The organism is Paracholeplasma morum (assembly GCF_016907055.1).
In the GTDB taxonomy this organism is placed as follows: domain Bacteria; phylum Bacillota_I; class Bacilli_A; order Acholeplasmatales; family UBA5453; genus Paracholeplasma; species Paracholeplasma morum.
In genome coordinates this window covers 16,493-43,056 of the sequence record NZ_JAFBBG010000005.1, presented here as the reverse complement: position 1 = coordinate 43,056, position 26,564 = coordinate 16,493, and the positions used below count along the sequence as shown (strand labels likewise).

Below are 26,564 nucleotides of genomic sequence, written 5' to 3'. Positions count from 1 at the left end.
GGCACTTTGATTATACACTATTTGGTAGTGTCTTTCAAAGTAGTAAACAGAATATCATCTGCAATAACATCAAAGAAATTACAAATCTTTATGAATGATTCTAGGGATTTGATTGCTCCTTTGATTCCTAGTTCTACTTTTAAATCGTTAATTGATATTTGGTTTGCTTTACATAAGTAGTCTAAATTCTTATAAAAATGCAATTTAACATCTTTATTCATATGGTTGTTTTCTTGTATTCCATAAACTATGTTAGTTGATAAGAATACTCCTCTCTTCCGAGTTGCATCAATTTTTCTGTCCAAAGTAGTTCTATTTTTTGTTTTTTTAAAACGTATTGAATTCTATCTGTTTTTTGCTTCATATTTCTCTTTTGTTCGTCCTCGTTAACAACCAATTCATCAATATTTGGAATGAGGTATCTTTGTTCTTGTTTACTTGAACATTTTAAGTATGGGTTGCTTCTATTTTTAGTGTTGATTTCTTGAAACTCATCATAATCAATTTCTACACATTCAAGAACTGCATTTTTATTATGATGTTTTACTCTCGGTATCCATCTTGCAATTGCTGCTGCTTCTTTGCCATCTTCAGCCTTTATTGCAAATGTAATTGGTATGTAATAATTCTTTTTTACATGTCCACATTTAACTGTCACTTTATATAACTTGTTCTTGCTTGTCATTTGCTTCCCCTTCTTTCTTTGACACCTCCATTTTAAGATAGGATTAAGAATACTGTATTGAACTATTGGTTCATATATTAATACTGTTTAGAGAATCGGACGTATTTTGATTCCATGCATTATATACGTTCATGTTATGATCTCACTCTATGGAAATAAAGCAAATTCAACCATCTTTATAGGAAATGGTCATTTCTTCAAACCATTCTTTCCTATATAAATGTAAGCGTCAAATAACAGACGCAAAAAAAGACCTGATTGCTCTGATCTGAATCGTTACTTAAATAAGGTGACTACTTATCAGTCCATTTGCGCACTCTCTTAACTTATTCTTTGGATAATAAAAGACTTTATAATTATCTTCACAAACGAGTAACTCATTGCAAAATAAACTCGCATGTCTTTGTTCAATAGAGTCTGGGTGATATCCATCAGTGCCTAATATATGATCAGCCATTTCGACTGCTTTATTTAACCTAGCAACCAATGTTCTATTCTTAGTCTTGCTAAATGATAGTGATTCAGGTCGTCTATCAACATAGGCTCCTATTGCATCTAATGGTATACCAGCATCCATCATAGAATTCATCACAGCGACACTGATCATGGGATAGAGTTCTTTAATGTGACTTTTCTTTAACCCATAGAATACAACTGTAAATCTTGAAAAATCATACATTAATACGAGTAGATTCTTTCCACTTCTTTTAATTAGATGTGCATGCCAAGCATACATATCGTTTTCCGTGATATGTTCTATAACATTCGGTTTTATATAATCTAGCATTGTTTTAGTACATTGTATGTGCATCGTCTCATTCCTCACTTAGCTTCATTATACCAAAATAGTGAATGTGTACCTTGAATTATTAAGTGTTCAAACTGATCAAAATAACTGTAATAGCTTACCACTTTTTTTAGTTTTTAGTGAAGATAGGCAAGTGCTGACGATGATGCATTTGTTTGGAATAGGGCAAGGTCAAAAGCCCTATCCTACAAACATGCGATAACGTGTTGGTATGCAATACCTATATATAAGCCCTTTCTGCCAGTTTCTGCTGATAGGGATTTTCAGCCTATATGTTGCATTTTTATGCAGATAGGGTTTTCACCCTTTCTGTTGAATATTGTTGCAGATACTTATGAAGTTTTATATAGAAAAAAGCGACTTAACTCAATTAAGAGCTAGGTCACCAGGCTAATCGGCTTTTTGTATTGCCTCTTGTTCTAATTTACAATTATTTATAATCATATATTTAACCAATTGAGCAAATCGTCCATCTATCATACTTTCTAGTTTTTTCTTATCATTTTGAGTAAGTGTCATCCAATAGTCCTTATGGTTCTCTAATGTCGCAATATCCATCATATAAGGTCTAAATGGAATATTTGTCTTTGATACCAAATCTTCAAATATAAGTAGTCCACCAGCATCGATATCACCAAAATGAAAGAATTCAATTTCATTATTATATCCATAAATCTTGCTTAATAGTTTTCGCTTAACACTATTATGAAATCCGCCTAAATAGACAATAACATACTCCGGATTGTTAAAAGATACGAAGGTTGTAAGATTTTCAATAGTAATTACTTTTCTGGTAGAAACCTCCATTACGTCAAAATCTAATAAAGCGCTTGAACTTAGAGCAATTTCATGACCATATTTGGATAAATCGATGACTTGATTTTTAACTTTTATCGTAAGTTTGCCTTTTATGTATGCAAATGTTGGTGTCTTAACCAAATGATATAATGATAGCAATTCATCATTATCATCTTTATCCTCGTTTGTGAATTCTCTAATAATCTTAAGTACTTTATTTTCTATTTTTTCAAATAATTTAGAGTCATTAAATACTCTCTTACTGAAGTTGCGTTTTAATGTATCTTCTTCTAGAGACGACATCGCTTCAATAGCTTTAATATAAAGTTTTAGGTCTTTCAAATTATCAAAATAGGTTTGAACACTTTGAAACTTTGTTAGACGATTTGTTATGAAGATGATGAATTCTTGTATTATTTGATTGCTACTTACATATGATGCCAAGTATTCTAGCAATTCAGTACGGTCAACTTCTGGATTCGATCTCTTTAAAAACTTGTAAATATCAGAAACAGATTCGACACGAAGATCAATATAATCGAGTTCTTTATTCTTACTTAAACGAATGGATACAAAGTCTTTTCTGACAAGTTCATCAAGTATCATATTGATTTGGTCTTTATAAAGGTACGAGTCCTCTGACCAATAATCTCTTAAGATTGAATGATTCGCTTTTAAAGATTTGTGGATATTTCGATTTGATCCTTCTTTTGATAACTTACTTTGCTCGTACTTATCCAAGAGTTCATTTAGAATCAAGATATCATATTTCTTCATTCTTGACCTCCTGATGATGTTCTATCCAACTATGTATAACTACAGTGTGGTTAGATTTAATCAATCCGAGTGTTGTCTCTACATATGGCACAATATTGACAAGTCTTTGAGGTGGCACAGCAATGAGTAGTTGAATATTTAATTCATTGTAGTATTCCATCATCGCTTCTATGCGTGATTCGTCCATGTTGTTAAATGCTTCATCAAACATAACCACACATGCTGATGATCTATTTTTTCTTGATGAATCCAGTAACTGTTGAAAAGATGATGCGATAATGACATAAAAAGGAGTCTGTGTTTCACCACCACTTTTCTCTTTGTTAACTTTAGAAAAATAATAGGTCTCATCTTTTCTATTTGTAATTTTGATATCGTAATCCATATATTTGCGATAGTCCGTAAACTCTGCAATTCTTTTAACTTGTGCTTCAGATTTGTCCTCTGAAGTCAACGTCTCAAACAAAGTCTTTAGTAAAATAAGGTTTTTCTCACTTAGCGATTCAACTAGTAGTGATTTCGATACGTAATCCTCTGAGCTCTGCAAGATCGAATAATAATCTCTAAAATTAGGGTTATTACTGCCTGAATAAGTAAAAGTATATACTTCCTTTTCGGAACCGAAAGGTTTGGTTTTAAGTGCTTTGTTAAGGTGATAGAATCCCTCTTGTGCTGTTTGTATTTTCTCTCTAAGTTTGGATAGAAAATCTTCCTTAAATGATTTTTCACATGCATTTAAAGCAATTGCTGCTCTGTCCTCAAACTCAATGATGTTTCGTCCTTTAATTCGATAATAGATATCCAAGTAGTCATTAAGGTTATGAATATTTGGAATAAGTTGTCCATTATCATATTTTTGAGTATATTCTTTCATCAAATCCATGATTTTGGCTTCTTGATTATAGAAGGATCTTGATAATGAAATACTCTCGTTTTGAATACTTTGTATCATCTTGTCATGATTTTCATTATTTTCAAATTTTAAAGCTCTCTTCTTATCTTGAATTTGTAAAAGATATTTGCTCATATCGGGTAAAGCATCATAGGCATTAGACTTGTCTGATAAGCTTTCAGTAAGTATTGTAATGGTAGCTTTTATGCTTTTTATATTATCTTCTAAAATGCCGATTCTTTTGACTACTAGATCTTTTTCAGTTTCCAAACCGTGTTTTTCATTTTTCTTTTGTTTTATGCGTTCGGCAATCTCTAGCCAAGCATTATCTTTTTTCAGTAAGGTCAATTCTTCAAGTGAGCTGTTCATTTTTATTTCGAGATCATCTTTGTCTTTAAAATGATTAGGCATGTTTAAAAGCTCTCTAATACGAGATTGTTTCATTTGATCGATTTTATTACTTAAATCATTTATTTTTTTAGAAAGAGAGTTTATGACTTGGTCAAGTTCTTTTTCTTTTACTCTTGCATTCTCGAGTTGCTTTTCTATCGCCTTTTGACCTATAAATGGTCTTTCCCATATGGCTTGATTAATCTGTCTAGCAGTGTTATTTCTATACGTCATACCAGTAGCTGTAATTGACTGTGAATGTGACTTGAGTTCTTGAATATCGTTGACACAAATGACTTTACCCATAATCATATTCACTGCTTGTCTAGCAAATTCGTTGAGTCCATTGACTTTGGAAGCCAAAGTATTTTGTTCCATAACATATCCATTGAGCTTGTTCGTATTAATTAGTCCAACCCCATGAATCTTTTTCTTGAATTTATGTTTTTCATAAATTTCTAATGCTTTGTTAAAATATTGAGGTTCAACGACAATATCAAAACGTTGAGTGTTTAGATAACCCTCAATTGCGTTTCTCCACTCGTCATTTTCCTTTTCAATATCTAATAGTTCGCATAGTGGTTTGACATCAATATAATCTTTATTGAACTCTTTGGCGAGTTCTTCTTTCAATATCGCAAGTAAGGATTCAACATGGAAATCATACGTAAATCGATTAGACTCTAGTTTCTTAATCTGACTTGTAAGCTCATTTTTTACATCGTTCACTTTATCTAATTCTTTTTTTCGTTCTGAAACTTCAACAGTTAACTCGCCCTTTTTTTCATCAATCAGATGATCATATGCTTTGATCTCACTCACTAATTGCTGATGACCACTCGAATTTAATAGGTCTTTAATGTTAAAGTCTAGCTCAATTCGTTTCGCTAATTGTACCTCAGATTTGACTATATCCAGTACATTCTTCAATTTATGTTCAACGAATGTGAGTTTTTGCTTCTCATCTTGTAATTGTTTTTCAAGTGAATCTATGCGTAAAGACATATCATTCTTCTGAAGCTCGTTTAAACTCGTTTCAATTGCTATTAGTTTTGTCTCTATTTCAGATCGATCGCTTAATGCTTGATCATGGTTTAAATTCTTATCTCTTAAGTTTTGATTTTTATTATCAATTGATCTTTCGATAGCTTCATACTTTAAATCTACTTTCAAATAGTCTAGTATGTTTATATTCGATTGTATCTCTTTGTATTGAGTTGCTAAATTCTCTAATGGTTTAAGAAAATCAAGTTTTTCCTTCTCTATTTTGAGTAGCTTACTGACTTCACGGTAGCTATGAATATTTGTTTGTAGTGATTCTATGTCTACCCTATCTTCAGGAAGTAAAAAATCATAAACAAATTGATTAACTTCGTTGATAGGATGAAAGGCTAGAGCTTTAGGTAAAAGGTCAAAGTACTTGTCACTTGATAAACCCAATGTACTCTTAATCATCGTTTTAATATCACGTTTAGTTTCAAAGGTATTTACGTTCTTATCTTTAGCTTTCACAGCTTGTTTAAATTGACTTAAGCCAAGAATGTTCTGGTTGTAAATGTAATAATCTTCTAGCAACTTGGAATCACTAACATGATAAAAGGTTCCATGGTTCTTGTGTTTAGAAAAAGGTAGTTCAAAAACAACACCAATGGTAAGATACTTCTTAGTTAAATTGTCATAGAATTCTAGGGCAATATGTGAAATAATCTGTTCTTGTTCTCTAATAAAAGTTTTACCTTCAATACCGGTTTTACCTTTTACATAGGATTCAATTGTTCTTTTTGTGTTGGTATTTGCAGCTTGATTAAATTTGCCTGATGCACCACTTAAAACGAAGTTAACAGCATCCAATAACGTTGATTTACCATGCCCATTTTCACCTGTGATTAGAGTGTTATTATTGATATCAATGGTGTGATTATCAAAGATATGCCAATTGATGAGTTTAATCTTGGTCATCGTCTTCATCATCATCACCTCCATTAGAATATGCGTTCAATTGTGCTTCAAGTTTTGTCATATCATCAATGTTAACAACACGCAGTAAAGAAGGATATATCTCTACCCTCGTATCATCGTTAATTAGATTGGAAGATTGAAAATCAATCAATGAATAACTTTTAAGCATTCTCATTGTTGTTTGTAACTCCGTTTTAGGGATTTTCCCTTTAAAAAGACTTGTGCGATCTAATTCTTCTTGAATATCTTTAATTGATACTAATATCTGATTAAGTTGTGTCGCTTCCTTAGATTTCTTTTGATATAAAAGTCTTAAAACTAGCAACATGATTGTATCGTTTCTTCTTAATCTAGTTCTATTTCTGTTGGCCTCAGTACTTAAAGCAACGATTTGATCAGCTTCATAGTGTGTAACCATGTAATCCATCAACATAAAATAGTTTTGAAACAAGGTTAAGTGGCCAACAACAAAGAAGTAATCTTCTTTATCAGATTCTTTTTGTCGAATTAAAAAGTTCTTATCTAAAATCTTATTACATATTCTAGAAAAACTTTTCTTTTTCTGTTTCAGTTAACTTTTGAAATTGATTAAAGAATGTAAGTCCTACACTTTGTTTATTTGCCATGTTGTTCACCTCGCTTTACAATCAAAAAGTCTTTATACTCAATACCATTATTAGTAACATTTGAATCTGTTGTTTCAGTTCGATAGCACATGTGTTCATGATGAGCATAGAGTTGAATGAGAATCATCCTTGTCAAATCTTCGTTATTATTTATCAATAAGTCCGATGACTTAATCCTTGTTTTATGCTCTAACAGTAGTCGAACATACTCATTGATTTTTTTGATACTAAAACGATTATCTCTAAAAAGTCTTTGAGCAACCTTGTCGACATATGCTTGATCTACTTCAGGTTTTTCTTGTAGCTCTACAACTGATAACTGTTCTTTATAAACCCTTGGCTTGTATAAGGATTCAGAATCTATTGTTCCCATTTTATAGAGTCCAAAGGCTTCCCCATAGAACTCATCATTTTTTTGATGCTTCATCAGTTTAAGAATATTTTCAATCTTACCTACTACATCAAAATTTTCACTTAATATAAATGATAGTTTAGATGTGGATGATTTAACATATTTGGCATTCTTGATATCAATCATTGAAATGGTTTGTTGCAGCATTTCAATAATGTTATAAACATAATCGATCTGATCAAATAGAATCTTTTCTATCTCGAGTTCTGGTTGATCAGAATTTTTAGTCTTTTTATAATTTAGAACGAGTTTATCCATTCCTTCTTTGGATCTGAGTTCATTAAGTTTTGTTAAGATTTGGTTCTGATACTTGCTTGGATTATCCGATAATTTCAAATTGCTAAAGGCCTTATTAATGATGTTATCTTGATAGTCGTATAGTAGTGTTTTTAAAAGTTTTTCAGCGTCTTCACTATCTTCATTAAGGAGTCTTGTCAAGTACTTCTTAATGCTTGAATTGAGCCCTCTAAGACGGTTCATTAGTGTTTCAGTATTATCATAAATACGTTCCAATAGAGAAACACCTTGATTATAATCAAATGTTCTCAACAAGCTATCAATGACATAGATATAACCTGTATATTCTTTTGGTGAAGAATTGCTACTGATATCATCTAATGCTTTTAAGATGATTAATGCATTATCATCAAATTGAATGATATCGACATAGTTTTCAACTTTTTCTTCGATTAACCAACCGTTTCTTTTAAAGAGATTCAGCTTGCTAAGTGCTTTTTCTCTAGGTGTTGATTTAGAGATGTCATTGCCTTCGTCATCAAGAACGTTATCGAAATTGCGTTGACTAAAGTAGTCAGATAAGTGATTTACTAGGTCTTCCTTTTCCACATAGGAGGCGTTATGATGCTTAAAAAAATCAGAGACAACCATGATTATCTCTGCATGGATTCGTCTATTCTCTCCAGAAAAAACTTGAAAGAATTTATAGTCTATGGCATCAAAAATATTTTTCATCATTGCCTCCCTTTTATATAGTTAGATTTTTAAACTTTTGAGATTTTTAACAACTTCAAACTTAACATCATTATCAAGCACTTCAAAGTGTTTTCTACCACATAGAATCTTGTTACTTTCTCTTTCTCTCAATTCTTCATCCTTTTCAGAGCCTTTTGTTTCAGCTACAAAATAGAGTTTATCTTCACCACTTGACTGTATTACAACAATCCAGTCAGGATTATAAGTACCAAATGGCGTATCAACAGTAAATCTCTTTGGAAGTTTTGCATAAAGCGTCACATCTTCATCATCTTCTGCATCGATGGCAAATTGCTTTTCAATTGTCGAATCAAAAATAACATGATCATATACATTTTTCTCATCAGAAATATCAATGATGTTTTTATCCTTATATCCATAAAGATCAGTATCATCAAAAATATCCTCTTGTACAAAATATTCATCTGATTGATAGTATTTTAGTCCTTTTGACAAGTTTGACTTTTTTACCTGGTTCAATATTGAAGAAACGTTCTTTATGAATGACTCCGGATTGTCATAAAACTCAGATAGTCTACCTGATTCTTTTATGATTTCAATAATGGTAGAACGTAATAAGTGTGTCGCATCTTGAAGTCTTCTGATAAAGTCTGGATAAATGATTTTATCAAACTCGTTGATGTCACCAACTGAACCATATCGTGTGGATCCTTCTTGAATGACACCACCACTTGTAATGTTTAGTTTCGTTCTTTCACGTTCAATCTTTTCAGCTATGATTTTAGGCATTACCTTTAACTTATCAATGGCATCTTCTTTAAACTTATCGATGTCCATTTCTACTGAATAAACGGTTTTACGCTTAATCCTATTCCACATATCTTTAAATGCATCAGATAAGAATATCTTTTTATTGATGCTGACTTTAATTTTCTCATTCGCATTCTTAATTTCAATTTCACGTGACAACTTCTTTATCATTGTTATCACTTTATCTTGAAAAACTGCGTACTCATCTGGTAGTTTAAATTCATTGTTTTGGACATCACTAAAAAACTTATCATCAATCCTTCCATTTGATTTTAGATAACCTTTTGTTTTCAGTTGAGCATAGATTTTAGCTGAGTCTTCTTGAGTAAGGGTAATTTCAACGCCGTAAGGTGTTGTAAGTTCCATTCCAGCAAAACTCACTTTCTCAATAATTCCAAATTTATATCCTGCATCTGATTCAAGTTCTCTTTGCAGTCCACTAGCAAAATCTTTATAGGATTCATTTGCAACTACACTCAAAATATTAAATTTAGGTTCATTGACTCGATCTCCATCTTGGTTAACGCATATACGTAACCCACGACCTATCTTTTGTCTTTTAGTCATGGTGTCTTGAGTTTCTACCAGCGTACAAACTTGGAAAACGTTAGGATTATCCCATCCTTCTTTTAATGCTGAATGAGAGAAAATAAAACGTTTAGGTTCTTCAATACTTAATAGGCGTTCTTTATCACGCATTATAAGTTCATAGGTTGATTCATCAGCAATAGAATCACCTTTTGTATCTTTTGCTCTGCCTTTATTATCAACAGAGAAATAGCCGTCATGAATCTTTTCAGGGTCATATGATATAGAATTGCCGTAAGTTTCTTTTAGTCGCTTAAAACGACCATTGATGAGCTTATTAAACTCTTCTTCAAACCAAATGGCATATTGTCCTTTTTGTTGTAGCCCATTATCGTCGTAGATTCTATACTTATTAACCTGATCAATGAAAAATAAGCTTAATACTTTAATACCATGTTTGAGATACGTTTCTTCTTTTTTTAAATGTAACTCAATAGTTTCTCTTATTTGAGCTCTCTTAATAGCATCTTGATTGACTTCACCAACTGCTTCACCCTTATTCACTGTAACGCCATTAGAAAAATAAATGTATTCAACATCTTCAAATGTACCAATATCATCTAGGATGTAATTCATATCTTTATAGTAGTCCACACCACCAGATTTTTCCCATAAATCCTCACCGACTTTTGCAGTTACAGTACCTTTAGAGATTGAACCATCCTTTTTAAGAATATTAATCTCCAACTTTGCAGAATAAACGTTTTTGTCATTAATTGAAATGAGTTTAACGTATGGTTTGGCTGTTGTTTCATCACTTTGAATTGATGATACTTCGATATGCTTAACTAAGTTCTCCTGATAGGCGTCAACAGGCGTTAATCGGTACATTAAGTTATAAAGTTCACGATGTGTTGCTGAATAGCGTAATGTGCATAAAGGATTTAACGATTTAATCGCATCTTTAGCTTTAGGGGTATTATCTACAGACTGTGGCTCATCGATGATTACAATAGGGTTTGTACTGGAAATTAAGTCAATTGGTTTATTACCACTTAACTTATCACTCGCACGATGGATAATATTCGCTTTGGTTTCTTTTTCAGGATCATCAAAACTCTTTCTGAATGCGTCGATATTGATAATCATGATCTCAATATTTGAACTGGTAGCAAACGTCTGTATTTGAGTTAATTTACTCGAATCATAGACGAAATAGTTATAAATCTCGTTATCATATTTGAGTTTAAAGTGGTCTTCTGTGATTTGAAAACTCTTATAAACCCCTTCTTTAATGGCGATACTAGGAACAACGATAATAAACTTTGTAAAGCCATATCGTTTATGGAGTTCTAGGATAGTCTTGGTGTATACATATGTTTTACCGGTTCCTGTTTCCATTTCAATGGTAAAGTTTCTACCATTAATATCCGTACTCTTTAGAATGCCATTTTTTTCTTGTATCTTACGAACATTGGCTAATAATTCAGCATTATCTAAAAGTAGTTTGTTGGCATACCCTAATTCATAAGTTACACCAACACCTTCTGTTCGATATTCAACTAATTCGGTTAATCCTTTACCCTTAGAAATGTCGATGGTAAAAAGCGAGTCTTTTACTTTAGACCCTTCAAATATATTCACAATAGATTCAACAGCATCAGTTTGATATTGTTGATCAATAAATTTAAGTTTCAATTAATATCACCCCTATGATTGTATTTAAAAATATTATAGAAATGTATGTTTATTACCGTTATTAAAGTTTTTTAAGTAATATCTATATTTTCACATGACTAGTTTTTTTATAATTAATAACATACTTTAAGTATTAGTTTATATGATATAATCGTAGTATACTATCTAACTAAGGAGGCTTTAATAATGACCATTTACGCCGATGATAGAAGATTTACTGATTACATTCATAAATTTTTGGCAATTCCGCTAATATACCAAGCATTAGATTGGATTAAAGAAGATGTACCAAAAGAAATAATTGAAGCACTAGATTTAAAGTCTGGAATAGACTATATCCTAAAGGACATTGAAGGCAACATTAAAACTGTGCAGGAAAGGTTTAGAGACCAAAAATACCAGAGTTACAATGACTTTACACTTCGTTACAGAAGAGATTATAACATGCATGATGAACGAAAAGAGTCTGAATTTTTCAAGATTGATGCTGAATATATGGTTTATGGAATTACTAACGGAAACAAGAATCATTTAGATTCAGTTTCAGATTTTATCAAATTTGCTGTAATTGATCTTAAATTATTATTTCAATATATAAATGAAGGCTTTATCAGACTTGATTCATCTATTAAAACATGCCAAGTTATCAGTAACTTATTGTATGCGCCAATAAATCATAACGTAGATTATTCGTCTAGTTTTGTTGCTTTTGATGTAAAGATGTTACATGAACTTTTTCCGTACACCGGCATTATAATGTTGCAAAAAGGCTTCTTCTAAATACTCTTAATCTCTTCCACACCTAGTTTTTCCAAAGTATAAACCGCATTTATTTTTTCGTTGTCATTTAGAAATCCAGAGTCTTTAAAAATCACATTACGTGGTTTTAATCTACCAATTTCTTTAACATCCTCTAGTGAGATATTATTATCAAGACATACGATTAAATAACCCTTGGCAATGCTATACATTGTTTTACCATTAACCTTAATCTCTTCAACAGGTTTGTCGAACACACCATATTTAAGCATGATTTCGAATAAGACATCAAGGCTTGTTCTATCTTCTTTTATAACTTCTGTTTGTGAAAAAATTGTGTCTTCATCAAATTTGATAGTTCCATCCCAAGGAATGATATTCGTAGATTCAAGTTTGAACACTTTAAATCCATTATCAAAAATTTCTGGATCAACGATTTTATCATCAAGAAGACCAGCTTTGTTTTTCTTTTCAATCAAATCTTGCTTGATTTGATCACCAGCTCTACGGATACGTTCTTTTCCAATTTCACATATGTTCTTGTATCCTTCTGTATAGGCCTTTGTAGTTTCATCGATTAATTCTGGCAACTGGACCATTATGAACTTTCTATTACCACCATCTTCAGCGTTTAATTTCATTACAGCATGTGCTGTTGTCGCAGAACCAGAAAAAAAGTCTAGTACGATTAAATCAGAACCAGGAATTTGTTCTATTAAATACTTGATGAATGCTGAAGGTTTGGGATATTTAAATGCATCTGCAATATCAAAAAATAAACTTCTAAATTCTTTTGTACCGTGCATGGTTAAAGTTTCATCATATAAGGACCCAATTGGCTTTTTTTCACTTTTTATTTCATTTAAATATTTCTTTAAAGTGAAATTTTTCCCTTTTTCGTTCGAAAATACTAGCTTCCCAGACTTGTACCATTCAGAAACTCTTTTTTGAGAAAATGCCCAATATCTACCAGTTGGAGGGAAATATTCTTCACTAGTATAAGGGTTAATTATAGCAAATCTATCTTTTTCAGATCCACTTGCAGCTGATGGATTATCTTTTATCCATGGACCATTAGGGTCCTTATCAGGATTCTTATAGTTTGAAATGTCTTTCAAAATTCCCTTGAACTGTATTTTATCAGAATTCTTTGCATAAATAAAAACATACTCATGTGTTTGAGCAAAATTATATGCTGCATCATTTGGTGTAGTTCTATTTTTCCATACAATGACTCCAATTTTATTATGCTCCCCAAATATCTCATCGCAAATAATTTGTAGATTTCTCATTTCATTTTCATCAATACTAATAAATATTATACCATCATCAATCAATAGGTTTTTTGATAATAATAATCTTGAATACATCATATTAAGCCAATCTGTATGATATCTTCCGTTAGTTTCCGGATTTGCTCTTGATGTTTGTTTGGTTTGTTCCTTGTAGTTTTGAATATTATCTTTAAAATCATCTCTATAGACAAAATCTCCGCCTGTATTATAGGGAGGATCAATATAGATAATTTTTATTTTTCCATAGTAAGTCTTTTGAAGTTGCTTCAACACTTCAAGGTTATCACCTTCGATATATAAGTTTCCTGTCTTATCCCAGTTTTTACTATCATCTTTCGAAGGAATCAATGTTCCAGTAGATGGAGATTGTGCCAACTTAATTGTGCTGCTTTTACCGTTCCAAGTGAATTGATATTTTTCTACTCGATCATCAACTTGATCACCTAAGATGATTTTCAATTTGTCAAAATCAATTTTACCCTCAGTAACCACATTGGGAAACAATTCCTTGACTTTTTCTACATTGAGTTTCTCTAAATCTAGACTTGTACTTTCTATTTTATTCATTACTCAGTTCCTCCTTCAAATCCGAAACGAATTTGTCAATTTCATGCTCTTTATTTTTAATCTTCATGTGATAATCCATCTTCTCGGACATCATTGTTACTTGTTTATATCTATTTTTCAACTCATTCAAAACACTTAATTCATCCTCAATCTTCTTTAAGCATTACTTCAAATTCATTGTGTTTGGTATTTGTCTAGGAAATGACCCTATCAATTCGATTAATCTTTCTGAATAAATAATGTCGGTCAGTTTATCATAAAATTCTTTTAGATTTAACGCATTGACTTCAGACATATTAAGCAAACCCATGAAATCGAGATGCTTTTCATCTATCACAAAAGTGCTTGTAGAATAGACTGATTCTATAACAGACTTATCCTTTGTCAGTTTATTAATTCGTTTTGGTGCAAGCGACACTCTTAATTTATCAGCTATTAAATAAACGATGATAAGTGGATTTGGAAATGCTGCATGTAGTTTTTCATTTATTAGCGAAAAATGTAGTTCTATCTTAAGTGAGACTTGAAGAACATATATGGCTTCATATAAATGCTCATCACTTACATAAGACGGTATTCTGAGTGTTTGTGCATCTAGTACACCTTCAAGATAAATCGAATTCACTTCCGAATTTAATACTTTTTTATCTTGAACTGTTGGATTAAGTTGATCAATAATATCTTTTACCGATATCCGTTGTTTTGTTTTTCCTGATCTAGGAATATGAAAATGCTCTAGAATATCGTTCATTTGATCACCAAGAATGTTACTAATTCAAAATCATTTAACCCAGTTACCTTATTATCAAGGATCGTTGATTTGCCAAGTCTAAATAGTGACTTAATACCTTTTTCTTCGATATATCCTTTGATATCAAAAATTGCTTTTTCCAGTAATGAAGTATATTTCTCCATTTTATTTCCATTTTTAGTTTCAGTGTTAAACTCATTCACTAGTTCCTTAATAATCTCATCTTTTCCAGTACAAATTGCTTTATAGATATCGAGGATTTTTTTGGGGTTTGTATTTATTACAAAAATGCTACCATCGTTTTTAACATAAACTAGATGGTATGGATATAAAGTGTTTTGTCCTTTATCTGCTTCATTGAAATGCTTTTGCTTTAGACAAAATATAACTCCTGGATGTGCATCATCTTTAAGTTTATCATTAATGCTTGTTACACCGTATATACCAGTAGGATATGACTCTAGCAATCCAGGATGTGCTTTCAGGTACTTATCTAAAGACATCATGAAATCATCCAGCGTCAAATCAGTAATTGAGATTCCACCGGATAAGTCCTCCAAATCGACAACTTCGTCTTGTAGTTGTTTTAATTGGTCTTTACGATATTTCAAGTTCTTACTTTCCGGATTCAGTAAATCATCTTCACCGGTTGCAGACAAATCTACCATCATCATACGATTTCTAACACGTGATTCAAGATTGATATATTCATCAAGTTCTAGATTAGGCCAGAAATTGACGAGTTGTATGTCTTTATTTTCAGAACCAATTCGATCAATTCGTCCAAACCGCTGAATGATTCTTACTGGGTTCCAATGAATGTCATAGTTAACCAAGTAATCACAATCCTGAAGGTTTTGTCCTTCTGAAATACAATCTGTAGCAATCAATATATCTATCTCTTGTTTCACTGCGGTTTTATTTGATTTCGGTGAAAAATGTGCAAGAATTTCTTCAAAATCATTTCTTGCTTTTAGAACGTTTGTCTTCGTAGCCTGTGAGCCTGTGACAATACCTGAATAGATTCCAAACTCACTTAATAACCAATTTGATAAATTGTCATATAAGTACACTGCTGTATCAGCAAATGCCGTAAATACTATGATTTTCTTATTACCTGGGTTCAAAGGATGCTTAATTTTATCAGTGATTTGCTCTTTAAGTTTTAGAAGCTTTGCATCATCTTCGATTTTTACTTTGGATGAAACCTGAAGTAAGTATTCCAAGGCAACTTTATCTTCTTCTAAATCAGCTTTCAATCTAATGATATCTAGATCTTTAAGTTTAACTTTAACTTTGGTCCCTAATTCGAGATCATCTACTTCTTCATCATCGATTTCATCATCAATATCAACTTGATAATCTAAACCAACTTCGATTTTTGATAACATTGCATCCATCTTGTCTTTGATGCGTTCAATCGTTAGTTTAAAAGAATGTACACTGCTTTCCAAACGTTTCAAGATATTAACGCGCATCAAATTGACTAGATTTCGTTCGCGGTCTGATTGCTTAAAACTACCTTGCCCACCTTTAACAACTTGTTCATAGAGTTTTTCATACTCATCCATCTTGGAAGGCATAACGTATAGTAGTGGTGAGTAAATTGGCAGGTTTAACTTGGAAATCAATCCGTTGACTTCATTTAACTCTGGGAACTTATGTTTCTGATCAATTTCTGTTTTTATCGACAGAGGCTTTAGTCTATTTGGAAAATCACCAATGTCTTTTGTATCATAATATTTTTGGATATGTTTTCTACTTCTTGCGATGGTGACTGTATTGAGTAAATTAAAGAAACTATAGTCCAGCATAGGTAACAAAGTTTCTGTTGTTTGAGCTTCTTTAGGTAGCTTTGACCATTCACTAAAACGATATTGAGCAACCCTAAGTGTATTTTCGATACTGTCTATATTTAAGTTGTCTTTAAAAGCATCATCTCTATCTTCGGTGATAAACATGATTTGGTTCTTTAAATCTGCAAGTCGATTATTGACAGGTGTCGCTGAAAGCATTAATACTTTCGTTTTTACACCACTCTTGATAATATCTTCCATCAATTTTTGGTATCTTGTTTTTTTACCTTTAAGTGCCGGGTTGTTTCTGAAATTATGGGATTCATCAATAACAACTAAATCATAATTTCCCCAATTGACTTTATTCAAATCAATATCACCAGAATAACCATATTCTCTAGATAAATCTGTATGATTCAAGACATCATAGTTAAATCGATCATCAACTAGTGGATTTAGCTTTGTGTTTTGTTTAAAGCCAATCCAATTTCCTCGGAGTTTTTTTGGTGCTAATACTAATACTCTTGAATTTCTAAGTTCATAATATTTCATAACAGCTAATGCTTCAAATGTTTTTCCTAACCCTACTGAATCGGCAATAATGCATCCATTATACAGTTCCAACTTCTTGATTGCGCCAACCGCAGCATCTTGCTGAAAGTTATAGAGCATTTGCCAAACTTTGGTATTATGAATGCCTGTTTTTTCCTTTATTCTAGCCATATCATCCATGTTAATAAGTTTTTCATTAAACAAATGGTATAAAGTAACATAATACACCAATTCTGGAGCATTTTCTTTATAAAGATTCTGTATGTGTTCTAGAAGAGTCTCTTTTACATCAACTACTAAAGTTGAATTATTCCATATAGAATCGAAAAAGGTTTCAAATTCTTGAATGATATGTTTATCCGTTAATACTGTATTGAAATCCCATCTTATTCTATCGGAGTACCCTAATCCATCAAGTGTGAAGTTAATCCCACTTCCGGATATTAAATAATTCTTTTCATTTGGATTAAGTACACTAATATTGCTAGAAGCGATTATGCCTGAACTTAAAACTGATTTTACCTCTGCTTTATTGGCTAGGAACTGGTAACATCTATTAGCTATTTGGTTTTGATCAAGATTATTCTTCAAACCAATTTCGTACGGAAATTCAGATATTCCTTTTTCTCGTTCTCTCATTCGTAGTTGAAACTCTTTAACCTCTTTTTGATTGTTTTCTAATTTTTTGATAAACGTGGGTTCATTAAATAAGAATCTAACTTTTGCAGAATCATCTAGGATATTTTTAAGTTCATCATATGCATAAATCGTAAAAAAAGATGATGATATATCAATCTTTGCTTTCTTTATAGTGTTCCCTTTTATAAATTCACCTACAGAACCCTTTTTTTTGGTATCAAGTACTATCGACAAATTGTCACCACCCTATAAACGTATATTTATTAAATTATAACATTTTTGTCTGGGTTTTCCTATAATATCTAAGATATTAGATTTATGTTTACTTTTATTTGACATCTGAATATATAAAATCTAAAGAGGATTTACCATTTCTTCTTTTCCATTTATGTTAGAATCTACTTCAATAATATGCTGATTTCCACATTTTGGGAATTTGAATTCGTTCGACTTACAATCTCAAAGTAATCGTGTAAATGGTTGATAATCGTTAAAAGGTTAGATAGCGAGGTACTTTTAGTCAGTATAAAGCATAGTTTTTGTACCTAATTATCGATTACGAAATTGGCAGATAGGGAAATATCTTCCTTTCTGCATGAAAAAAAGGCCTGATACGAATTGTATCAAACCTATGCATTCAATATGGTGCGGATGACAGGAGTTGAACCTGCACGCCTAAGGCGCTAGATCCTAAGTCTAGTGCGTCTGCCAGTTTCGCCACATCCGCGCAAAAAGAATTATATCTTATTTTGTCAGATGTGTCAATACGATTTCCAATTATTTTTTTAATTTCTCATAGAGGTTTAGATTAAGGGCGATATCCATTCTCTTTTTGAACAACAATATATCTTCAAATAGGTCATAGGGAGATTTCAGTGCGGTATTCCTTAGATAACGGGTATTGGATTCATTAGGTTCTTTATCACTATAGATGTATTTACCTAACATAAAGTAATCATCTGTGACAATGTCAAAAGACCTGGTATCTATTGAAAAGGTATGTTCAGTAGATAATAGGTTTACGCCATAATACTGACCATCATAATCAATGCCATAAAGCTCAACAATCGTTCTAAAGAAGTCAACTTGACTTCTTACGAGCGGTTGATTGCCTTTGATTAGACCTCTAGGTATCTCACTAGTTTGGTCTTCATCATCTGGGGCATAGATAAACCCTAAGGTTTTAATCATCTCTTGTTTATATTCTAGTAGAGATAACTCTCTTCCTAGTAGTACTTCTAAGTCTTTCTTAGGTATACCAGAACCGTGGTCTCCATAAAGGAAGTAAACGGTATTGGTTTGAGTTTTGGTATACTCGATAAATTCATCAAAGAAAGCATCATAATAGGTTTCATAGTTTAGATAACTTAAGGTAGTAGGGTCCACACTTAATGTTTCACTTGTAAATTGATTTGGGTATGGATCATATAAGTAAGGCGTATGTGGTTGAATGGTAATTGGGTATAAGAAATAAGGGTTATGATTATCCGCTAATCTCTTAGTCCAGTCTAATAATGCGAAATCGCTTAACCATGGGGATTCCTTTGTGTTCTTCTCTATAAGATCGTCAAACACATAATAACCATTCTTTGAGCCAGAGAAATTAGATTCTTTTTCATCAAAGTAAAAGTAGTCATCAAAGCCTAAAAGACTTTCGTGTACTTCCATACGATTATAAAACAAACCAGCATCGCCATGGAGTGAAGCTTTATAATAGCCATCAAACAGTTTTGGTAAAGCAGGGTATGTAAAGTTATTGTCTTTATACTTCCAGTAGATGGTTGTGTCTCCTTGAGGGTATAACCCTGTCATAGTAGAAAACTCTGCATCAGATGAATTCCCAATGCCTACATTAGTATAAAAGTTATCTAGTACATAAGACTCCTTTAAAAGGGCTTTTAAGGTCTTGAAGTAGTTCTCGTCCATATAAGGACCAGACTCGTCCAGTAAGAACTTATTAAAGGTCTCTAAGTGGACGACAACGATATTCTTCCCCTCTAAAATGCCGTTTAATGAATCCCCAGTTAATAAAGACGGATCAATCGTTAGATTACTCGTTTGGTTTATTAATAAAGTACTGCCATATGTTTCGTTAAAGAAGTTTGTATAAGCTTCTTTATTTTTATTATATTGATCATAAACGCTCAATGAAGGCACTGTTTTATCTGTACTCGATAGATTGAATCCCATAAACTGTCCTAAATAGAAGTTATATAACCCTGCACTTTGAACTCCATATAAGCTTCTTTCTGCAGAGATTGGCCAGGTTTGGTCCATATGTGTTTTTACAATCCCTAGTGTAGCGGTTGTAAAAACTAAACTCACACAAATACTCATTAAAGCTAAGTATCTTGAGATAACCCCATCATAACGTTCATTTTTATAAGTTCTAAAGAAAACAATATAAAATACTAATAAAACAATAAACGGTATAAACACAACAATTCTATAGTATAGGTATAACTCTGTTAAGGCTTGAACAAAGATTGACCCGGCTAGTTCACTAGCTGGGTTATTAAAGAGTGTCAACTCATAAATTGAAAACATTGTTTGGTAGTATTTAGTGAATATTCCAATTGAAAATACCCCAATGTTTAAAAGTAATGTAGTGATTACTAAAAACCTCATCCGTCCTTTTAATGAACGTATGCATAAAAAGCCGATCATTACGATAATGGTCAGTGCGAAGAAATTACCAATAAAGGCATTAATCTCTAATAAACCATTTCGTCTAAAAGGCACGAGATACCTGTTTAAGAAATTGGTTGTTACAAAATATGTATTAAGTATATTTAAGCCATAGAACAGACCCATAAAGAGCCATAGTTTTTTCTTTTTTGTCATAAAATCACCCAGTATTTATAGTATATCACAACAGACTTTAAAAAAAGAAAAGTCAACTTAAAGTCAACTTTTCCAATTAGTAATTAGTTATCGTTTCTTTTTATAAAGTACAAATGCGGTTGTGATTGCTATACCACTAAGAGACGTTAGGATAATGAGTCCTGGATTAAAGGCCTTTTTAGATTCTATGGTTAGTCTCGATTGCTGAATGTCTCCATTCACTTCATATTCGAAGTAAACATAGGATTTCCCTTGTTTGTTTTTGATATTCGATTCATCCAGCAAAACCGATACATTACTCGCGTAAACGCCTTTTCTCTCTAAATCTTTTTTGAACCATTCAACAATGTCCTCTTGACTCATTTTATCGAACTCTGCTTTAGAGATAACTGGCGATGAAGCAACCACTACTGGACTAACATCATCGATGATGTGAACACTTACTTGTTTAACCGTTTTATTACCCGACGAATCGGTAGCTCTGATTAATAGCGTTGAGACACCGATTCGGTCGGGGAAGTATGAAACGTAATCAATGACAATCTGGTCTGTAATATCTCCATCAACGTTGTCTGTTGCTTGATAGAGTTTTCTAATGTCTTCTTCTGTCAGTTTTGGATCATTTAAGTATCTGAATAAGGACGATGGTCCTGTAATGTTAGGAGATCTTGTATCACTAACAGAGACTTTTATGCTTGTTTGTGTCTCATTATTGGATTGGTCTTTGACTTTAATCGTAACCTCAAATTCTCCGACTTTTCCCTTATTGGGGGTATATGTATCTTCAATGATCTCAATATCTTTTGTCGATAACTCATCTACATTATCTGTTATGGTTAGTCTTTCAAGCATTTGATTTACAGTTAAGTGATCTTCTTCTGTTTTAATCACATAAGATAACGGACCTTCTATGACTGGCTTTTTAGTATCAACCACACGTATGTGCATCTTATAGATTGAGACATTAGCCATTTCATCTTTGACTTCATATTCGATTAAGTACTGCCCTATTTTGGTGGTTCTGTTTGTATACTCATCAAAATTGATTTTGGTTGATAGTTTGTCTTTTGTTGAATGGTTATCGCTAATTCCCAGAGTTGCCATAATCAAGCTTGTTTCTACTGGATTATCATAATCGACTAGATAATACCCTTCTTTGACTAATGGTTCATAAGACTGATACATTTCATACCCACTAAAAGACTCATAATTGCCTTCATAAAGGATAATTTCATTAAGGCTAATGGCTTGAACAGATAGATCTGTAATCAATAGCGCATCTTCTTCAATTAAAAAGCTTTGGTGCCAACATTCTGCCTCATAATCAATCTCAAACGGCATTACTTCATCTTTAGTTTTAGTAATTAATCTAAACTCTGGATATTCTTCCTGTTCGTAGATATAATCCCCAACAAACTCACGCCCAACGACCAAAGTATAGAGTTGGTTTTGTTTAACTTTGGTTTCTTTAATCATCCCATATCGATTGTGTGATTTATATTCAAAGTTTCTAAAATCGATATAGTTTCTGCCATAAGGTAGCCTTTCTGTATTACCCTCACCGGCTGTGCTTGCAGAGACTTGATTCACCCCAACAAGCAATAATAAAAATACAAAAATCATTAATTTCTTCATTAAAAAATCACCTCTACATAATACGTACAGGTGATATTCTTATTTTACTTTTATTTTTTAACAAATACTCGACATAAAGCTGAGTCGGCTTTAATCTTTAGTGGGATAACATATAGCATAAACGTTTCTATCCCGCGTAACCGATTAAACCCTATGGCATTCTCAACAATGCGAATGCCTTTTTTAAATAATCGTTTATGAATGGAATAAGGATACTTATCCACAGAATCCTTTTCTATGACGATTAGTTTGACTTGGCTTTTAAGAATGCTTTCTAAGAAATTCTCATTTAGCGTATCTGTAAGCATATCTACTAGTAACATCTCTGTACCATCGTCTTCATAAATCATTTGATCACTTACCAGTTTAGCAGGTCCGATCAAATGCTCAAGTTTGATGTCCGAGATGTCATCTTTAATTACTGACATATGGGATAGTCCGTCTACATGCGTGCCTACGTGCATGTTTGTAGTTAATACGTGATTCCTAAATCCATCTTTTTCTAAGGTGTTAATCTCAGTCAATGACATTTCAGGGTCACCCTCATATACCGCCATACCATCTTCGATTAGCATCGTGAGATCGATAATCATCCCTACAGTCCTTTTTTATAACGGTTAACGATTAAGTTATCTTGTAAAGCCTTTAACATGATTTCTGCACTAGACTTATTGGTTGCAAGAGGAATAGAGAATACATCGCATAATCTCAGTAAAGCAGATACATCTGGTTCATGGGGTTGTGCAGTGAGTGGGTCTCTTAAAAAGATGACTAAATCCAGTTGGTTATCGGCAATCATTGAACCGATTTGTTGGTCACCACCAAGTGGTCCTGACTTCATTCTATTGATTGGTAACCCTGTTTCTCCCATTACAAGCGTTCCGGTTGTGCCAGTTGCATATAAAGTATGGTTCTTTAATATATCCTTATACTTTACAGCTAAATCGATAATATCTTGTTTTTTCTTATCATGTGCAATTAATGCTACTTTCATAATACCTACCATCCTTTATTTCATTATCTCATACTTAATTAGGGTTTGTTAGACCCATTTTGTGAAAAATCTAGACTGCCCTACTCAAAATAACCTTCTTCTAGTAAGATTTCTAGAACCCTTGACTCTCTTTCAATCATGTTGTGTTGTTTTGGACCATGATCTATTTCTCTATTGGCTTTAATCGCCTCTACCGGATCCATCCAAACTAGTTGAAACCCTTCATCCGCTTCATAGTCATCTAGCGTTTGAGTGATCATTTCATCTTCAACATCACACAAGTAATAAAAATTGTCTTGTAGGAAATAATCACAATCTCCATGAATACTTTTTTGAATTCTATGAACATACCCATAAGGTTTGATAGATTCCTTGATAACCTTTAGTCCAGCTTCTTCTAAAGTTTCTCTAACTAACGCATCTTCTTGGGCTTCATGTTTTTCAATCCCACCACCAGGAAACTTATAGTAATGGTATTTTTGACTATGTACTAAAGCAATCCTTCCCTCTTTTATGATAATACTTCTAGCGCTAGGTCTTACTATACCAATACCGTTAATATCATAGTCTTTCGTATCTATTGAGAATAATAATCGCATAGGGATACCTCACTGTCTTATATTATAATAAAGGATTTTTGAACATAAAAAAACTCAAGCTATGAAAACTTGAGTGATTTAAGCTATTAATGGCAGGGACAACAGGATTCGAACCCGTACTAACGGTTTTGGAGACCGCTGTGCTACCGTTGACACCATGTCCCTAATTAACGTGCATTATTAATATAACACACGTTTTAAAATACTTCAAGATTTATTTTGCATTCTCATCTATTTCATCTGTTTCATCTGTTTCACTAACGGATGTAATCGTTCTAGCGTTAATGTTGTTATTAATGATGACTTCTGGTTTTTGAGGTCTTCGAACATAAGGCTTCTTTTTTCTAAAGAACGCAAGGTATGTCACAAATACTACTGCGAATAAGAAGAAAAGCATATTACGCCATAAGATCTTACTAAACTCTTTAAAGTGGTTTATTCTAACAGCTTCTACTAATCCCAGGCTTTCTGGGGTTGGATAAACTGGTGTTTCAGCATCTGGATCTACTGGTGTTACTAACTCAGTAGATAAGTTCATGTTCTCTTTATCTAATAATAGTACTCCATCAAAATCATAGATAACTGATGACTTAGTTTCTGTTTTATTATCCACTTTTTCACTATATGAAGCGATAACTTGAAAATCTATTAAGTCTTTGAAGGCTTTCTCTTCAGTACTTACAATGCTATTAAGTTGTAAGTTGACATAAGCGAATGTATCATATTCGATTAATCTATACTTAATAGGATCCGTTTGTCCTTCAACAACCAAACTCAATTCTAACCCTTTGTCATACTTAAAGCCTTCCATGGCTTGAATTTGAAAACGAACATAGTCGGTTTCATTTGCTATGCCTTGAAACACATAAACGCTATACCCAACAGGGTTGGTTTCTGATTTGACTTCTTTATGTTCTAATACATAGTCTTCAGTGTAGAAATCAAACATATTCTTAAAGAAAGTATTATCTTCTTCTAATACTGCTTTATTACCATATTTAGTAACAGCTTCAACTTCCATTTGATATAGGGACAATCCATATATATTAAATCCTAATAACGCGACTAAGAGTCCGTAAAATATCCTACCAATCAGTTTCATAAGTACCTCCATATCCACTCTATCATAACAAATTAACGGCTTAAAAAACACTGAAAATCACTTCGTGTTAAAAAAAATACATTTATCTCTTTACATATCCAAAAAATATTGTATAATAATATTTGCGCATAGATGGCGGTTATGGTGAAGCGGTTAACACATCGGATTGTGGCTCCGACATTGGAGGGTTCAACTCCCTTTAGCCGCCCCATGCGAAATATAGGGCTATAGCCAAGCGGTAAGGCAACGGACTTTGACTCCGTCATCGTTGGTTCAAATCCAGCTAGCCCTGCCATACTACAAATAACGTCTCAAATTGAGACGTTTTTTATTTCATTAGACCATGATAAAACCCGTCAATTGACGGGTTTTAGTATTTATAGGGTTTGTTTTAATCCGAATAGAACCATTGGTTTGTCTGTGAGTTTTAACTTACCATGCTTAACTTCTACTTGGTTTGGGTATAAGATGTTTTGATAAATTCCATCAGGAAGTGTGACTTCAACTTCACCACTTACTTGACCTAGATTGAAGATACCGTAAGTCATCGATTGTTTGTTTTCAAAACTGATTACTGCGGCTTCGATGCTTTGAAGGTGAATGTTGAATACACCTGTTTGGAATAAGGAGTCTTTCTTTAAATGACTCATACGGTGAATCAAGTTTCTAATATCTGTGTTTTTGATTGAGAAATCTACTTTGTCCACTTCGAAAAGGTCTGGTCGTTTAGTAACGCCATATTCTTGACCTGCATAAATCATGGTTGCACCTTTAAGGAAGAATAAGGTTCCTGTAAGGTTTAAAAGTTTTAGTGGGTCTTTTACGTGGTGAGCAATTCGCTCTTGATCATGGTTTTCTAGGTTTCTTAGCTTAACATAATTTTTGGGGAATATGTAATCTTGACGTAGAATCGCTTTTAACCAATCATTAAGTGGTGCTCTTCCTTCAACATAACCTAAGAAGTCATGGTGAATATCATAGTCATAACAAATATCAAATGCTTCATAGGTTTCTGAGTCACTCATTGCATCAAATCCTGAGTCTCTAATGTATTTGACAAACTCACCATGCATGGTTTCTGATAACCAAATGACATTTGGGTTAACTTTCTTAACTGCTTCTCTTGCTTCAAGCCAAAATGCTTGTGGAACCATTGGCGCAACGTCACATCTAAAGCCATCAACGCCTAATTTAGCCCATTTAACGAGTGTTTCAATTAAATAGTCCCATAATCCTCTATGAGAGAAATCAAGGTCTGTAATGTCCCACCAATCGCCTACTTTACCGGAGAGTTTTCCGTCTCTTCTAAAATACCATTCAGGATGTTCTTCTAACAATACCGCATCATGTGAAGTATGGTTAAATACAACATCAATCATAATCTTTAAGCCTTCTTCGTTTGCACTCTTAATGAGCTTAACAAAGTCCTCTTCTGTGCCGTAGTCTTTGTTTATCCCTCTATAATCTTTAATCGAATAAGGGCTGCCTACTGAACCTTTTCTTTGTAAAACACCAATTGGATGTATTGGAAGTAAGTATACATAATCCATTCCTAGTGTTTTTATTCTTGGTAGATCTTTAATCAAACTTAAGAAAGTACCTTCTTCAGTGTGTTGTCTTAAAAATACTTGATAGATATTCAAGCTTCTTAAGGACACGTTTGTATCTTTTGCCATAATATCACTCCTTGTCTC

General features: G+C 32.7%; 20 protein-coding genes and 4 tRNA genes. 3 read left to right on the top strand and 21 right to left on the bottom strand.

From position 1 onward, the window contains the following. Window positions 1–17: 17 nt before the first annotated feature. The 8 genes from JN09_RS03490 to JN09_RS03455 all read right to left on the bottom strand — a co-directional run bounded on the left by JN09_RS03490 (window position 18) and on the right by JN09_RS03455 (window position 11,337). Window positions 18–221 carry a hypothetical protein gene (locus JN09_RS03490; protein ID WP_204432696.1) on the bottom strand — a complete coding sequence of 68 codons (204 nt, stop codon included), beginning with the start codon at window positions 219–221 and terminating at the stop codon, window positions 18–20. A gap of 26 nt (window positions 222–247) precedes the next feature. Further along, the gene (locus JN09_RS03485) at window positions 248–685 is read right to left on the bottom strand and encodes a hypothetical protein (protein ID WP_204432694.1); all 438 of its coding nucleotides are present in this window, start codon (window positions 683–685) and stop codon (window positions 248–250) included. Between the two features lie 280 nt (window positions 686–965). After that, a complete protein-coding gene (locus JN09_RS03480) occupies window positions 966–1,496 on the bottom strand; it encodes a DUF6933 domain-containing protein (protein ID WP_373422796.1) in 531 nt (176 codons plus the stop codon). A 387-nt stretch (window positions 1,497–1,883) separates the two neighbouring features. Further along, entirely contained in the window at window positions 1,884–3,068 is a 1,185-nt protein-coding gene (locus JN09_RS03475) for a Wadjet anti-phage system protein JetD domain-containing protein (RefSeq protein WP_204432690.1), read from the bottom strand. Then, window positions 3,055–6,321, bottom strand: coding sequence for an ATP-binding protein (locus JN09_RS03470; RefSeq protein WP_204432688.1), 3,267 nt, complete (start codon window positions 6,319–6,321; stop codon window positions 3,055–3,057). The genes JN09_RS03475 and JN09_RS03470 overlap by 14 nt, the downstream gene beginning before the upstream one ends. Then, window positions 6,296–6,838 carry a DUF4194 domain-containing protein gene (locus JN09_RS03465; RefSeq protein ID WP_308699519.1) on the bottom strand — a complete coding sequence of 181 codons (543 nt, stop codon included), beginning with the start codon at window positions 6,836–6,838 and terminating at the stop codon, window positions 6,296–6,298. The genes JN09_RS03470 and JN09_RS03465 overlap by 26 nt, the downstream gene beginning before the upstream one ends. 86 nt (window positions 6,839–6,924) lie before the next feature. Beyond that, on the bottom strand, window positions 6,925–8,319 hold the full coding sequence (locus JN09_RS03460; protein WP_204432686.1) for a Wadjet anti-phage system protein JetA family protein: 1,395 nt from the start codon (window positions 8,317–8,319) through the stop codon (window positions 6,925–6,927). 21 nt (window positions 8,320–8,340) lie between these two features. After that, on the bottom strand, window positions 8,341–11,337 hold the full coding sequence (locus JN09_RS03455; protein WP_204432684.1) for a restriction endonuclease: 2,997 nt from the start codon (window positions 11,335–11,337) through the stop codon (window positions 8,341–8,343). Between the two features lie 186 nt (window positions 11,338–11,523). Between JN09_RS03455 and JN09_RS03450 the strand changes: the two genes are divergently transcribed. Continuing rightward, window positions 11,524–12,117: a hypothetical protein gene (locus JN09_RS03450; RefSeq protein ID WP_204432682.1), complete on the top strand. Its 594-nt coding sequence runs from the start codon at window positions 11,524–11,526 to the stop codon at window positions 12,115–12,117. Here the strand turns inward: JN09_RS03450 and JN09_RS03445 are convergent. The 12 genes from JN09_RS03445 to JN09_RS03395 all read right to left on the bottom strand — a co-directional run bounded on the left by JN09_RS03445 (window position 12,114) and on the right by JN09_RS03395 (window position 24,870). Next, on the bottom strand, window positions 12,114–13,958 hold the full coding sequence (locus JN09_RS03445) for a site-specific DNA-methyltransferase (RefSeq protein ID WP_204432681.1): 1,845 nt from the start codon (window positions 13,956–13,958) through the stop codon (window positions 12,114–12,116). The genes JN09_RS03450 and JN09_RS03445 overlap by 4 nt on opposite strands. Then, window positions 13,951–14,079: a hypothetical protein gene (locus JN09_RS07685; RefSeq protein ID WP_268939106.1), complete on the bottom strand. Its 129-nt coding sequence runs from the start codon at window positions 14,077–14,079 to the stop codon at window positions 13,951–13,953. Before JN09_RS07685 ends, JN09_RS03445 begins: the two co-directional genes overlap by 8 nt. Window positions 14,080–14,121: 42 nt before the next feature. Next, window positions 14,122–14,709, bottom strand: coding sequence for a DUF4391 domain-containing protein (locus tag JN09_RS03440; protein ID WP_204432680.1), 588 nt, complete (start codon window positions 14,707–14,709; stop codon window positions 14,122–14,124). Further along, window positions 14,706–17,930, bottom strand: a complete 3,225-nt coding sequence (locus JN09_RS03435; protein ID WP_204432679.1) for a helicase-related protein — start codon at window positions 17,928–17,930, stop codon at window positions 14,706–14,708. The genes JN09_RS03440 and JN09_RS03435 overlap by 4 nt, the downstream gene beginning before the upstream one ends. Before the next feature lie 409 nt (window positions 17,931–18,339). Beyond that, window positions 18,340–18,423, bottom strand: a tRNA-Leu gene (locus tag JN09_RS03430). A 50-nt stretch (window positions 18,424–18,473) separates the two neighbouring features. Continuing rightward, a complete protein-coding gene (locus JN09_RS03425; RefSeq protein WP_204432678.1) occupies window positions 18,474–20,540 on the bottom strand; it encodes an LTA synthase family protein in 2,067 nt (688 codons plus the stop codon). An 87-nt stretch (window positions 20,541–20,627) separates the two neighbouring features. After that, window positions 20,628–22,175, bottom strand: coding sequence for an HYR domain-containing protein (locus tag JN09_RS03420; protein ID WP_204432677.1), 1,548 nt, complete (start codon window positions 22,173–22,175; stop codon window positions 20,628–20,630). 50 nt (window positions 22,176–22,225) lie between these two features. Continuing rightward, on the bottom strand, window positions 22,226–22,768 hold the full coding sequence (locus tag JN09_RS03415) for a cyclase family protein (RefSeq protein ID WP_204432676.1): 543 nt from the start codon (window positions 22,766–22,768) through the stop codon (window positions 22,226–22,228). A gap of 2 nt (window positions 22,769–22,770) precedes the next feature. Next, window positions 22,771–23,169, bottom strand: a complete 399-nt coding sequence (gene mgsA, locus JN09_RS03410; protein ID WP_204432674.1) for a methylglyoxal synthase — start codon at window positions 23,167–23,169, stop codon at window positions 22,771–22,773. An 80-nt stretch (window positions 23,170–23,249) separates the two neighbouring features. Continuing rightward, on the bottom strand, window positions 23,250–23,768 hold the full coding sequence (locus JN09_RS03405) for an NUDIX domain-containing protein (protein ID WP_204432672.1): 519 nt from the start codon (window positions 23,766–23,768) through the stop codon (window positions 23,250–23,252). Between the two features lie 90 nt (window positions 23,769–23,858). After that, window positions 23,859–23,933, bottom strand: a tRNA-Trp gene (locus JN09_RS03400). A gap of 49 nt (window positions 23,934–23,982) precedes the next feature. Next, window positions 23,983–24,870: a hypothetical protein gene (locus JN09_RS03395; protein WP_204432671.1), complete on the bottom strand. Its 888-nt coding sequence runs from the start codon at window positions 24,868–24,870 to the stop codon at window positions 23,983–23,985. Window positions 24,871–25,005: 135 nt separating this feature from the next. On the opposite strand from JN09_RS03395, the gene JN09_RS03390 reads away from it, so the two are divergent. Together JN09_RS03390 and JN09_RS03385 are read left to right on the top strand one after the other, a co-directional pair. Beyond that, window positions 25,006–25,081 (top strand) — tRNA-His (locus JN09_RS03390). Window positions 25,082–25,091: 10 nt separating this feature from the next. After that, window positions 25,092–25,165: transfer RNA gene (locus tag JN09_RS03385), tRNA-Gln, on the top strand. Between the two features lie 82 nt (window positions 25,166–25,247). Here the strand turns inward: JN09_RS03385 and JN09_RS03380 are convergent. Further along, the gene (locus JN09_RS03380) at window positions 25,248–26,546 is read right to left on the bottom strand and encodes an alpha-amylase family glycosyl hydrolase (protein WP_204432670.1); all 1,299 of its coding nucleotides are present in this window, start codon (window positions 26,544–26,546) and stop codon (window positions 25,248–25,250) included. Between the last annotated feature and the right edge of the window lie 18 nt (window positions 26,547–26,564).

Bases quoted from the DNA above. Each gene is read 5' to 3' on its own strand.
- JN09_RS03425 (WP_204432678.1), bottom strand. From the start codon at position 20,540: ATGACAAAAAAGAAAAAACTATGGCTCTTTATGGGTCTGTTCTATGGC.
- JN09_RS03470 (WP_204432688.1), bottom strand. From the start codon at position 6,321: ATGATGAAGACGATGACCAAGATTAAACTCATCAATTGGCATATCTTT.
- JN09_RS03405 (WP_204432672.1), bottom strand. From the start codon at position 23,768: ATGCGATTATTATTCTCAATAGATACGAAAGACTATGATATTAACGGT.
- JN09_RS03440 (WP_204432680.1), bottom strand. From the start codon at position 14,709: ATGAACGATATTCTAGAGCATTTTCATATTCCTAGATCAGGAAAAACA.
- JN09_RS03485 (WP_204432694.1), bottom strand. From the start codon at position 685: ATGACAAGCAAGAACAAGTTATATAAAGTGACAGTTAAATGTGGACAT.
- JN09_RS03420 (WP_204432677.1), bottom strand. From the start codon at position 22,175: ATGAAGAAATTAATGATTTTTGTATTTTTATTATTGCTTGTTGGGGTG.
- JN09_RS03380 (WP_204432670.1), bottom strand. From the start codon at position 26,546: ATGGCAAAAGATACAAACGTGTCCTTAAGAAGCTTGAATATCTATCAA.
- JN09_RS03450 (WP_204432682.1), top strand. From the start codon at position 11,524: ATGACCATTTACGCCGATGATAGAAGATTTACTGATTACATTCATAAA.
- JN09_RS03475 (WP_204432690.1), bottom strand. From the start codon at position 3,068: ATGAAGAAATATGATATCTTGATTCTAAATGAACTCTTGGATAAGTAC.
- JN09_RS03395 (WP_204432671.1), bottom strand. From the start codon at position 24,870: ATGAAACTGATTGGTAGGATATTTTACGGACTCTTAGTCGCGTTATTA.
- JN09_RS03445 (WP_204432681.1), bottom strand. From the start codon at position 13,958: ATGAATAAAATAGAAAGTACAAGTCTAGATTTAGAGAAACTCAATGTA.
- mgsA (WP_204432674.1), bottom strand. From the start codon at position 23,169: ATGAAAGTAGCATTAATTGCACATGATAAGAAAAAACAAGATATTATC.
- JN09_RS03460 (WP_204432686.1), bottom strand. From the start codon at position 8,319: ATGAAAAATATTTTTGATGCCATAGACTATAAATTCTTTCAAGTTTTT.
- JN09_RS03415 (WP_204432676.1), bottom strand. From the start codon at position 22,768: ATGATTATCGATCTCACGATGCTAATCGAAGATGGTATGGCGGTATAT.
- JN09_RS03490 (WP_204432696.1), bottom strand. From the start codon at position 221: ATGAATAAAGATGTTAAATTGCATTTTTATAAGAATTTAGACTACTTA.
- JN09_RS03480 (WP_373422796.1), bottom strand. From the start codon at position 1,496: ATGCACATACAATGTACTAAAACAATGCTAGATTATATAAAACCGAAT.